General features: G+C 69.8%; 10 protein-coding genes. All 10 read left to right on the forward strand.

What is annotated here, in order from left to right:
- Positions 1-14: 14 nt before the first annotated feature.
- The gene (locus B7P34_RS10815; RefSeq protein WP_106675629.1) at positions 15-248 is read left to right on the forward strand and encodes a hypothetical protein; all 234 of its coding nucleotides are present in this window, start codon (positions 15-17) and stop codon (positions 246-248) included.
- A complete protein-coding gene (locus tag B7P34_RS10820) occupies positions 245-943 on the forward strand; it encodes a hypothetical protein (RefSeq protein WP_106675630.1) in 699 nt (232 codons plus the stop codon). The genes B7P34_RS10815 and B7P34_RS10820 overlap by 4 nt, the downstream gene beginning before the upstream one ends.
- Before the next feature lie 6 nt (positions 944-949).
- A complete protein-coding gene (locus B7P34_RS10825) occupies positions 950-3514 on the forward strand; it encodes an ATP-binding protein (RefSeq protein WP_106675631.1) in 2565 nt (854 codons plus the stop codon).
- Positions 3511-4089: a hypothetical protein gene (locus B7P34_RS10830; protein WP_146166791.1), complete on the forward strand. Its 579-nt coding sequence runs from the start codon at positions 3511-3513 to the stop codon at positions 4087-4089. The genes B7P34_RS10825 and B7P34_RS10830 overlap by 4 nt, the downstream gene beginning before the upstream one ends.
- A complete protein-coding gene (locus tag B7P34_RS10835) occupies positions 4086-6233 on the forward strand; it encodes a hypothetical protein (RefSeq protein ID WP_106675633.1) in 2148 nt (715 codons plus the stop codon). Before B7P34_RS10830 ends, B7P34_RS10835 begins: the two co-directional genes overlap by 4 nt.
- Positions 6230-7015: a hypothetical protein gene (locus tag B7P34_RS36710; RefSeq protein WP_146166793.1), complete on the forward strand. Its 786-nt coding sequence runs from the start codon at positions 6230-6232 to the stop codon at positions 7013-7015. Before B7P34_RS10835 ends, B7P34_RS36710 begins: the two co-directional genes overlap by 4 nt.
- Before the next feature lie 58 nt (positions 7016-7073).
- On the forward strand, positions 7074-8267 hold the full coding sequence (locus B7P34_RS10845) for a hypothetical protein (protein WP_223267723.1): 1194 nt from the start codon (positions 7074-7076) through the stop codon (positions 8265-8267).
- A gap of 559 nt (positions 8268-8826) precedes the next feature.
- Positions 8827-9285: a hypothetical protein gene (locus tag B7P34_RS37435; RefSeq protein WP_189382672.1), complete on the forward strand. Its 459-nt coding sequence runs from the start codon at positions 8827-8829 to the stop codon at positions 9283-9285.
- Positions 9286-9293: 8 nt separating this feature from the next.
- The gene (locus B7P34_RS10855) at positions 9294-10088 is read left to right on the forward strand and encodes a hypothetical protein (RefSeq protein ID WP_223267724.1); all 795 of its coding nucleotides are present in this window, start codon (positions 9294-9296) and stop codon (positions 10086-10088) included.
- A gap of 91 nt (positions 10089-10179) precedes the next feature.
- Positions 10180-11835: MDR family MFS transporter (locus B7P34_RS10860; RefSeq protein WP_223267725.1), on the forward strand; the 1656-nt coding region annotated here is incomplete at its 3' end.

The raw sequence follows: 11835 nt of genomic DNA on the forward strand, positions 1-11835 counted from the left end.
CAAGGGGTAATCCGATGCAACTCGCGCTGAGCAATGGCGCCGACCTCAAGTCCTGGGTGTTCCTGGTCGCGGGAAACATCTTCCTGATCGTTCTCGCCGTCCGCGCCATCGGGCACTACGCCAAGCGTGAATGGGGCGAACTGCTCGGCCACTTCATGGCCGGTGTGGTCGTGGCCGGCTTCGTCTTCGCGCCCGACTCCTCGAAGGGCATGCTCACCGCGATCTGGAACAAAGTGGCTGGCGCATGAGGGTAGGGCACACCTTCACCCGCCACTTCGACCTGGAGACCCGGCAGCACGAGCTGTTCGGCATGGACCTCGGCGAGGGCCCGTCCCGTCGCGTCCTGGTCACCGGCGCCGTGATGTACGCGGTCTGGGTGGGTGGGCTGCTGCTCATCTTCGGTGTCCCGTCGAAGTTCCTCTTCACCCTCTACTTCGCGCCTCCGGCACTGATCACCTTTTACGGGTCCCAGCGTTCGCGTCGTAACGAGCGGCGCTGGAACCTGACGCAGTGGGCCCTGGCGGTCCGCTATCTCACGGTCGGGCACCGCCCGGTCATCAACGGCGGCCGCCGCGCCGCGGACCGCAGCGAGTGGCTGCCGCTGCGCGCTCGGCTGGGCGATCGGACCGAAGAATTCCTGGCCATGCCCGGAATGGGTGTCTTCGAGGCCGCCCTCGGCGGCGAGCAGCCCAAGCCCACTGCCGGCCGGCCCGTGAAGCTCGATTCCCGGCCCCGTCTGTACGGGCCGGACCACGTCTACCGCGCCCGCATGCGCAGCCTGTCCGCCAAGGACCGGAAGGCCGCCGAGCAGCAGGCCGCGCAGCAGCGGGCCAACCGGCAAGCGCAGGTGGCTCAGCAGGTATGGACGGGTGGCCGTAAGGCGCCCATGCCCGCGCCGATGGCCGCCCAGCGGGCCAGGACGGCCGGCCAGGAAGGTACGTGATAAGCGATGAAGATCACCAAGGGCATCGCCCGCTTTCTCGGGGTCGACGGCGACCGTTCGGCCCCGCCACCCCGCTACGTCGGCCTGGCGGACGGTCTGGTCATCACCGAGACGCACGCCGAGGCGTGGTTCGTGCTGGGCAGCTCCAACACCGACCTGATGTCGGAGTCGGCGCGCGACGGTGAGCACGATCAGGCCAGCAGCGCGCTGGCCCGCACGCTTTCGGGCTACGACTGCCACCTGAAGGTCCTGTGGGCCCCGCTGAACGCCGAGGAGTACCGGACCGAGGCGGAGAACCTGTTCTCGGCGGGCAACTTCGCCGAGTGGGCCGACATGAGGGTCGAGCGGCTGCACCAGCTCGAGCTGCCCACGCGCATGCTGCTGCTCGGCGTACGCATAGCCGAGCGCTCCAACCAGGCCAAGGCGCGGGGCAGCAGAGGCGTACAGGACGCGCTGGGCATCGGGTCGACCTCGGTCTCGCAGAAGGAGATCGCCCGGCTGGACGCCCTCACACGGCGCCTCGGCCGGCAGCTGGAGACGACGCCGTGGAAGGCGCAGCCGGCCGCGGTCGAGATGCTCGCCTGGATGATCGCGCGCGAGCAGCGCCGTGACACGGTGCTGCCGAATCCGGATGCCGACGGGATGATCACCGGCGCCAAGCTGGCCCAGCTCACCCGTGGCCGCGTGCTGCCCTACCCCGACCACTTGCGCATTGTCGACCAGCAGGGCGAGACCAGCACCTGGGTGGCGGTGCTCACCATGGACGGCTTCCCCGAGGAGATGGAGTCGCCCGGGGCGGGTGAGTGGCTGCGAGCCGTCGCCGAGATCACGTACGTGCCCGAGTACGGGGACGACGACGATTACGAGCAGGAAATCCAGGTCAGGCCGGTCAATCCCGAGCCGTCCGTCCGCTTCAAGGTGATGCACAAGCGGGATGCCCTGAAGCAGATCGATGAGGTTCGCCGACTCGCCAAGGAGCAGCGGCAGAGCGCCGCCAAGCACTCCGCCGGCGAAACCGCGCAGGAGATCGAGGAGACCGAGGAGACGATGACGTCCCTCTCGCGCGACATGAAGCGCGAGGACGTCACGCTGATGGAGGACCACCCCCGTCTGGTCATCACCAGCGAATTCTCCCTGGAGGACCTGCGGGCCCGCTGCGATGCCGTCATCGGCTTCTACGGCGGACTCGGCATCGAGGTCAGCGTCGCCGCCGAGGAGCAGCGTGAGCTGTGGCTGGAGGCCCAGCCCGGCGACATGCTGCGGGTACCGGACCTGGTGCACACCCGTACGGTCGGCGCCTTCGCCGGATCGTGGTTCTGGGGCGGCGCGTCAGTAGGTGACGACACCGGCCCGATCATCGGTTACCTGACCGGCTCGACGCCGGGTGTCGTGCGCAACGACCTGACCGGTGGTTCCGAACGTGGCGACGCGACGACGACCGCGTTCATCGGCCGAAGCGGCCGCGGCAAGACGACCGCCATGATGCTGTCCCTGCTGGACTCCGGCTTCCGCGGCTCGTTCGTGCTGGCGCTCGACTTCAAGGGCGACATGGGCGGTCTGGTCTCGGCCGGCCAGCGGTACGGGCTCAACGCACACGTCATCGAGACGGGTGCCCAGTACGCCGGAGTGGCAGACCTGTTCACCTTGCTGTCCGGTGAAAGCGCGGAGCGCGCGCAGACCGAGGTGCCGGCCCAGCTGGGCATCGCACTGCCGCAGCACCTGCGGATGCGCGGCGCGGAGACTCCCATCCAGAGCGCGGTCAACGAGATCATCGCCGAGGGCGACCCGGCGACGTGGAAAGTCATCGAGTACCTGCGGCGCTCCGAGGACGAACTGGCCCGGGAGGCCGGCGACGCCCTGTACGAACTGTCGCTCACCGGCCTGGGCGCCCCCTTCATGGGCAAGCCTTCCGGCACCACGCTGATCACTCCGTCGCCCGGCATCTGGGTGGTCCAGGTCCCGGGCATCACCCTGCCGTCGCCCGACGACTCCCGCGACGACTGGTCCGTCCACCAGCGGCTCTCGGTGGCGCTGGTCCACTCGCTGCTCGCGTACGGCATCAGCATGGCGGGCCGGAAGGACCTCCGCGGCTTGCGCAAGGTCGTCGCGGTGCCCGAGGTGCACGTCCTCACGGCCACGCGCGAGGGCAGCTCGTTCCTCCAGTACATCGCCCGAGTGGGACGCGCCCTGCACACCGCGCTCGTCGTGGACACCCAGGACCCGGAGTCGCTGGCGAGCCTCACGGGTCTCGTGGAGCAGATGACGACGGTCTTCGGCTTCCAGCTGACCACGCCCGAGCAGCAGGACGCGATGGCGGACCTGCTGGACCTGCCCAAGGACCCGCACACGCGCCAGCTCATCCAGGCCATCGGCGTGGACGTGACGCAGGAGATCCGGCACGGCCACTGCATCATGCGTGACCGTCGCTTCAGCAGCGCGACCGTGCAGTTCGACGTGCCGTCGCTGGAGATGCTGGAGCTGCTGAGCACGACTCCGAAGACGACGGGTGCGGTGGCGGGCCCGGCCGAGGTCTCCATGAGTAAGTCCGAACCCCAGGAGGCGATTGCATGAGGCGGGTTGCGGCAATAGCGGTGGCGGCGTCGGTCCTGGCGGTCGCCGGGTGCTCGTCGTCCGGTGACGGCAAGGCCGGGAGCGGAGAGTCCAGAGGCAACCCGGGCGCCGGCAAGGAAGAGCGCCGGCGGGCGGACGCGGAGGCCCAGGCGCGGGCGAAGGACGAGGCGGCGATGAAGGATGCCGCAGGCCGGTACGGGAAGGCCGACGTCGCCCACGACGTACGAACGATGTGCAGTCTCATGACCCCGAACAAGCAGGGCGGTGACGGCGGCGTGGACGGATGCGCGGAGCGTTTCGCATATCTGGCGGACGAGAAGCCCGAGCCCGGCGTCACCGTGAGCGTCGAGGGGCTGCCGGTGGACGTAGCGCCCATCGGGAACCACCCCAAGGGGACCGGCCTGATGATCACGGAAACGACCGCTGACGGTGCGCGGACGTCCGTTCGCCGGGGTGCCCTGCGCATGGTCAAGGTCGACGGAGCCTGGCTGGTCGACCAGAAGATGAACGTGCGGGACGAGGACATGGCCGCCGGCAGCCCCGTCCGCAACGCCCTGATGAGGCCGTCGGAATGAGACTTCCCCGTATCCGGAACCTCCTCATACCCCTCCTCGGCGCGTTCACCACGCTCATGGCGACCGCGGGTGCCGCGGCGGCCGACGACAAGTTCAAGAAGTACAAGCCGGCGGGCATCGGCGATCTGCTGAAGACCCCCCGCATCGGGGAGGGCAGCGGCTCCACCCTCTATGAGCAGTACGGGTCAGGCCTCTACTACCGGCTCGACAGCGAGCTGGGGTGGAAGGACATCGGCTGGAGCATGCTCAACGGCATCGCCGATATCTTCATGGGACTGACAGTCTTCATCACTCAGTCGGCCGTGGTCGCCGTCCAGTGGACACTGAACCTCACCGACGTCAAAGAGATCCACGATGCGATCACCACGGCCATATCCAGCGCGGGCGGAACGGTCTCCGAGACCCTGCTGCCCTCGGCGCTGGCCGTGGGAGCCATGGTGGCCTGGGCCAACCACCGGAAGGCGAGCGGCAGCGGTCTGAGCCAACTCGGCTGGGTGGCGGCCTCGGGCATTCTCGCGGTGTCACTCGTGAGCACCCCCGGCGTGTGGGTCGACGGGATCGACAGCGTGCGCAAGGTCGGTTCCAGCATCGCCATGGAGGCCACCAGCGCGGGCATGAACGGCAACGCGCAGGAGCCCTTCGCGGTCAAGGGGAACCCGGACCTCGACCAGAACGATAAGAAGGACAGCGAAGAGACCAAGAAGAACAAGCTGGTCCGCAAGTCCACCGACGCGATCTGGCGGTCCTACGTCGTCACGCCATGGTGCATCGCCGAATTCGGTAACCTCGACACCTGCAAGGAGTTCGGCGAGCAAACGCTCCAGAAGACCGATAAGCCGCCGAAGGACGACGACTTCGCCGACGCACGGCGCGAGTTCCTGAGCAAGACGCTCAGTGACTCGAAGATCGGTATACCGGCCATGAAGTGGCGGCAGGGAAAGAACGCCGGCCGTGTCACGGTCACGATCGCCGCCTTTGTCTGCGCCGCGCTGTTCGCGCTCCTCGCCGTCGCTCTGGCCTTCGCCTCGCTCGCTTCGCTGATCGGCGCGTTGATGCTGCTGCTTGCCGGTGTGGTCTTCGCCTGCCTGTGGGTGATCCCTGGTAGGCCGCGTCAGTGGGGCATGCGATGGTTCGACGCCCTGCTGGGCTTCGCCCTCCAGTCGTTCGTGAGCACGATGGTGCTGGGCGTCGTCCTGGTGCTGAACACCGTCAGCATCTCGATGCTGGGCAAGTACGGCTACTTCGCCGCCATCGGCGTCAGCATCACCAGCGCGATCGTGGCATTCAAGTTCCGCGCCGTGATGGAGAGCATCGTCGGTGTCACCGGTGCGCTGTCGCCGGGCGCCTCGGCCGCCGGTATGGCACTGGGGCGCGGGGCCAGCAGGCTCGCCGGCCGGATGGTCGGTAAGCCCGCGGGCTGGGCGGGCCGTCAGGCGGCGCGGCCCGTCAAATGGGCCGGCCGGAAGACCGGTCAGGCTGCTTGGAACGGCACCAAGTGGGCCGGCCGGAAGAGCGGCCAGGCTGCTTGGAACGGCACCAAGTGGGCCGGCCGGAAGACCGGTCAGGCTGCTATGAGCGGCGGCGCCAAAGTGGCATCCGCGGGTGCCGAGCAATTGCACAAGGCCAAGGAGCGGGGCCTGCAGGCCCTGGCCACGTGGGCCGCGGACAACCCGCCGGGAACGAGTGCTCGGATGCGCTCCTCCGACGGCCAGTCGACCGGTTCCCGTCGTGCGGACGGCAGCTCGGGAGCCGGGAGGACCATCGCCACTCTGCCGGAGCGTCGCACGGCTTCCGTGGGCAGCGTCCGTCCGCGAAACACACCTCGTGCCGGACAGCCGGATCTGGGCCGCATCCAGGTCGGCGCCGCCCACACGGGGCGGGCCACCGGAGCGCAGAACCGCGCCCGTCGTCACCCGCAGCTGCAGGCCGAAAGCGGGCAGAACGGTCCCCAATTCCGGCCGGCACGTGGGCACAACCCGCCGCCACGTCAGAAAAAGATCACCCAGTCCCGGCGGGCCGCCAACTCGGCCTCGGTCTCGGGCGGCGCCGCGAGCCGTCGTAGTGGCCCGGCCAAGGTGAATCGTTCCGTCAGCGCTCCGGCGGCGCCCGCATCCGATCGGCGCCGCCGCAGGAGGAACTCGTGAGCAAGGACAACGGGCCGCAGAGCTCAGCCGAGTGGCGGGAGCTGTTGAACACCCCGTACGACTACCCGGAGGAGATCGAGGAGGCTCCCAAGCGGTCACTGCGCCGCCGCGCCCGCAAGGTCTACCGCCAGGGCCAGAAGGCGGAGCTCAAGCGACGTCTCGCGGAGGAGCGGCGCCGGGAGCCGGTCACCGCGGGCGGCGCGATCCTGGTGATCGTCGGGTTCCTCGCCCTCGGCGCGGCCGCCGCCCACTGGTGGCCGAACGACGGCGCCCCGGCGAAGGTCGTAACGGCGGGCAGCGCCCCGGAGACGCGGACCGAGTCGGCGTCGGGTGAGGCCGGCGGTGTTTCCGCCGCCCCTTCGGCTGCGGCCCCGGCCGTGCCGAAGGCCGACCTCAGCAAGCCGGAGAAGGCGGCGGAGGGATGGGCACGGGTCTACTGGGCCCGTAACCCACCGGTGGACAAGGACCACAAGGCCGTGGTGGAGCGTGCGGCACCGTGGATGACTCCCGCTCTGTCCGAGAACCTCAAGAAGTTCGACGACCCGGCGTGGAACGAGATGGTCTCCAACGGTGGCGTGTCCACCGTGGACCGGGTCACCGTCGGGCCCGCCGACGACGACCGGGTGCGCAACCAGGCCGATACGCCCATGCGCGTCTGGCGCAAGGTCACCGTGGAGACGACCGTCGCGGGGTACCGCAAGTACAACGAGACCAAGGCCCTCCTCACCGAGATCACGCGCGGCGACGACGGATGGCGCGTGGGCCGGGTCCTGGGGGTCTGAACCGGTGGACGGACGTCAGGCCCTCGCCCTGGCGGCGGGGGGAGCCCGGCGTGCCCTGGTGGTCAAGCTCGGGCTTCCCATCGCGGTCATCTTCGTGGTCATGCTCATCATCCTCGGCGCCATGTCGGGCATCGGCGGCACCAGCTCGGCCGCGGCCGCCGGCTGCGGCGACCGGGGGCAGCCGGCCGACGACGGGGAGCAGGGCAACGGGCGGCAGGGCGATGCCACCGGCGGGGCGAGCAAGGAACTGCGTGCCAGGCAGGTGACCAACGCCAAAATCATCGACGAGGTAGCGAAGGAGGGGAAGCTGCCCGGACGGGCCACGCTCATCGCGCTGATGACCGCTCTCGCCGAGTCGCAGCTGGACAACATCAACTACGGCGACCGGGACTCGCTGGGCCTGTTCCAGCAGCGGCCGTCGTCGGGCTGGGGGACCAGGGACCAGATCCTGGACCCCAAGTACGCCGCGCACATGTTCCTCTTCGGCGGCGACAGCGGCGACCCGCCGGGCCTGGAAGACATCCCCTGGGAGAACCTCTCGCTCAACGACGCCGCCCAGAAGGTGCAGCGATCGGGCTTCCCCGATGCCTACGGTCCGAAGGAAACTCAGGCCCGCAGCATTGCCAAGGAAGCCGGGATCGACCTGGAGCGATCCGGTGAGAACCATCCCAAGCAGCCGGGCAAGAACACTTCCGGAGGCAATTCGGGGGACAGCGGTAACAGCGGTAACAGCGGTAACGGCAATGGCAAGGACCCCGACGAGCCTCCGGACGACTGCAACACCTCGGGCTCCGGTCAGCCGGGCAAGCCCGGTGAGCCCTTCCACGACGGCAACGCGAACTGGCCGGCCGTGGTGAAGAACCCCCGATCGACCGCTGATGCGATCAGGTGGGCCAAGGCCGAGGCCGACAGCCACCGCGCGAACTGGTACCAGAAGTGCCTGGCCTTCACCTCGATCGCCTACGGATGGAACTTCTCCGGCACCGACTACGCCATCGACCACTATCAGATCGAGATGCCGAAGGACATGCGGCACGACGGCGATCGCAATCCGCCACCCGGTGCGCTCATGTTCTGGGACACCGGGCACCGCGCCGGTCACGTGGCCATCTACGTCGGCGACGGGAAGATCGCGTCCAATGACATCGGGCCGATCGGCGAGATATCGATCGTCCCGGCCACCGAGATCGAAACCAAGTGGAACGCCAAGTATCTGGGCTGGTCACCCCCCTACTACCCCAAGGGCGGGTGATCCGGGTCATCATTACCCGGGGGGACCGCGGCGCCTGAGCGCCGCGGCCCCTTGGCCTGCTGGCGGCGGCGGTACGTAAGGAATGACCATGCCTGTTGTGACGGACCTCGACTCGGTCCCTCTGACGCCTGTCTACACCATCGTCATCAACGCAATGGGCGGAGCGACGATCGACGGGGAGCCGGTCGAAAACCTGCCCGGTGAGGACGCGCGGACTTCGGCGCTCTCGGAGATACGCGTCCGGGCGGCTCTCCGCGGCCACCCCATACGCATCAACGCCAAGGAGCCCGACGGCTCGGTCTGGCCGCTGATCGTGGACCACGACGGGGCGGTGACGCCGCTGGCGGCGCCGCATCCGACGCCAGCTCCGACTCCGCATCCCACGCCGGCTCCGACTCCGCCGCCCGCGCCGGTGCCTGTGGTGCCTGCGCCGGCGCCTGTTGTGTCTACGCCGGTGGCTCCTGTGGCTCCTGTGGCTCCTGTGGCTCCTGTGGCTCCTGTGGCTCCTGTGGCTCCTGTGGCTCCCGTGGTGCCTGCTCCTGCTCCTGCTCCTGTGCCCGTGCCCGCGCCCGTACCGGCCCCGCCCGAGCCCGCCCCCGCCCCTGCTTCCGACTGGAGCGCCCCCCTCCCCCCGCACCACGCCGAGCGCTTCGGCCGGATCGTTGCGGCCGAGCTGCAGGGGGACCTCGTGGGGGCGGCCCTCGCCGCCCGTGAGCTGGAAGGGGCGCTCGACCGGGAGTACGGGGCGTTGCACCCGCACACCGTCGGCGTGCTCGGCACGCGGGCCTGGCTGGCGCTGCTGCTGCAGGAGGACTGGGCCGCGATCATGCGGCTGCACCTGCGGACCGCCGAGCGGCGACACAACGCGCAGGCGCCCGTCGACGAGACCCGGCGCGTGCTGCGCAACGCCCGCGCCGTGTGGTGGCGGCTCGCCGCCGTCGACCGGGCCGAAGCGGACGAGATCCAGCCGGAGCTGCAGCGCGTATCCGACCTGGTCGCGGGCGTCCTTCCGGAATAATCACGATCATGCTGCCGCCCACACCGCCGCCCGGCTCGTATGACGGAAGCCCGTACGACAACGGTCCGTACGAAGGCGGTCCGTACGAAGGCGGTCCGCGCGGACTGCACCGGCGTCTGCTCCCGGACGTGATGGCGGCGGGTGCGGAGTGTCCGCTCGTCCTCAGCGGTGCGTACGCCCTTGAGGCGCACGGCCTCCTCGCGCCCGGCGCCGCCCGCCGGGACACGGGCCTGGAGGTGATCACCGAGGCCCCGGATCCCCTGGCCGGCCTCGTCGCCACCCTCTGCGGCGGCCTGCGGGAGCGCGGCTGGCAGGTGGAGCCGTCCGAGGCCCGGCTCGTCGTCACCGACGCCGCGACCGGCGAGCACTGCGCCGTCGGCATCCGCAAGGAGACCCTGCGGCGGCCGCCGGAGCTCGGTCCGTACGGGCCCGTGCCCGCGGTCGAGGACACGGTCGGCATGGCCGTGCGCGACCTCGCGGACCTCGGGCTCGCACGGGACCTCGTCGACGTGCGGGCCGCGTCCGGCAGCTGGTCGCACATCGAGCTGGAGGAGCTCGGGCGGCGGCACGCCGGTGACACCGGCTTCGACCTCACCGACCTCCAGGCCCGGCTCGCCGGTGCCGAGTGGATCGCCGACTCCGAGTTCGCCGCCTACGGGCTCGACGAGACCGACCGAGCCGAGCTCCTGCGCTGGGCCGAGGCCTGGGTCGACGACATCGCCGAGCGGCTGATGGAAGAGGCCCCTTATGAAGATGAAGACGAAGGAGAAGAGGAGGAGGAAGACGAAGGCGAAGAGGGTTGATCGTTCGTCGGCTTGACCTCAAGTTTGCTTGAGGTTCCATCCTTGAGTCCTCGCCTCAGCAGGGCCTCGGACAGGGATGGATGGAACGACGATGACGGACACGACCGCCCCGACCACGCCGGTGATCGACCGGCGCCGCATGAGACTCGTCATGGCCGGGCTGATGCTCGGCCTGTTCATGTCGGCGCTCGACCAGACCATCATCTCCGCGGCGCTCCGCACCATCTCCGACGACCTCAACGGCCTCTCGCAGCAAGCCTGGGCCAACACCTCGTACATGATCACCTCGGTGGTCACCACGGCCCTCTACGGCAAGCTCTCCGACATCTACGGACGCCGGCCGCTCTACGTCACGGCCGTGGCCTTCTTCGTCGCCGGTTCGGTGCTGTGCGGGCTCGCCACGTCCATGGTGACGCTGTCGGTCTTCCGGGGCGTCCAGGGGCTCGGCGCGGGCGGTCTGATGAGCCTCGCGTTCGCCATCCTGGCCGATCTGCTGCCGCCCGCCGAACGCGGCCGCTACCAGGCCTGGTTCGGTGCCGTCTTCGGGGTCGCGGCGGTGGTCGGCCCGGTCGTCGGCGGGTTCTTCGCCGGGCTGGACAGCTTCGCCGGGGCGGCCGGCTGGCGCTGGGCCTTCTTCATCAACGTGCCGGTCGGCCTCGCCGCCGTCCTGATCATCCTCAGCCAGGTCCACGTCCAGAGCGGCCGCTCCTCCGACAAGCCCGACATCGCCGGCGTCATCACGCTCGTCCTCTTCCTCGTGCCCCTCCTCTTCGCCGTCGAGGAAGGGTCGAAGTGGGGCTGGGGCTCGGCCGGCACGCTGGGGCTGTTCGCCGTGGGGGCCGTGGGACTCCTGCTCTTCCTGCTGGCGCAGCGGCGGGCCGGCGGCGCCGCCCTGCTCCCCACCCCGATGTTCCGCAACCCCGTCTTCACGCTCTACAACGGCGTCAACACGATCGTCGGCGCCGCCGTCTTCGGCTCGCTCGCCGTGCTCCCGCTCTACCTCCAGATCGTCAAGGGCCTCTCGCCGACCGAGGCGGGCCTGATGCTGCTGCCGCAGACGCTCGGCATCATCGGCGGCGGCCGCCTGTGCAGCGCCTACGTGACGCGAACCGGCAACTTCAAGGGCTTCATGCTCCTCGGCATCGTGCTGATGATGGCCGGCACGTTCTGGTTCGCGACGTTCGGCGCCGACACGGCCCTGTGGCAGGCCGGGGCGGCCGCGGCCGCCATGGGCATCGGCATCGGGATGTGCTGGCAGGTCATGCTGGTCGCCATCCAGCGCGGCCTGGAGCCGCAGTACATGGGCGCCGGCATCGGCTCCTTCGCCTTCTTCCGCTCCATCGGCGGCACCGTCGGAATCAGCGCCTTCTTCTCGCTCTTCTTCGGCACGGTCGGCGGCCGCATCGCCGACGCCTACGCCGACGCCGCGACCGACCCGGGCTTCAAGGCCGCCCTCGCCGACCCGGCGGTCACCTCCCAGCCGGCCAACCAGACGCTCCTCGCCGGCCGGAACGGCGCCGTCTCCCTGGACGACAGCTCCTTCCTGACCCACGCCGACGCCCGCCTCGCCCACCCCTTCCTGGAAGGCATGGCCCACGCCATGCAGACGGTCTTCCTGACGAGCGGCGCCCTGCTGGCCCTGGGCCTCGTCCTGGCCCTCATTCCGCGGGACCGCCGCCCGGAACCCGGGACGGGGACGACCGCCCCGGCCACGGCACCGTCGCCGGAGAAGGCCGCGGCGGCCCGC

Source organism: Streptosporangium nondiastaticum (genome assembly GCF_003011965.1).
GTDB lineage: Bacteria > Actinomycetota > Actinomycetes > Streptomycetales > Streptomycetaceae > Streptomyces > Streptomyces nondiastaticus.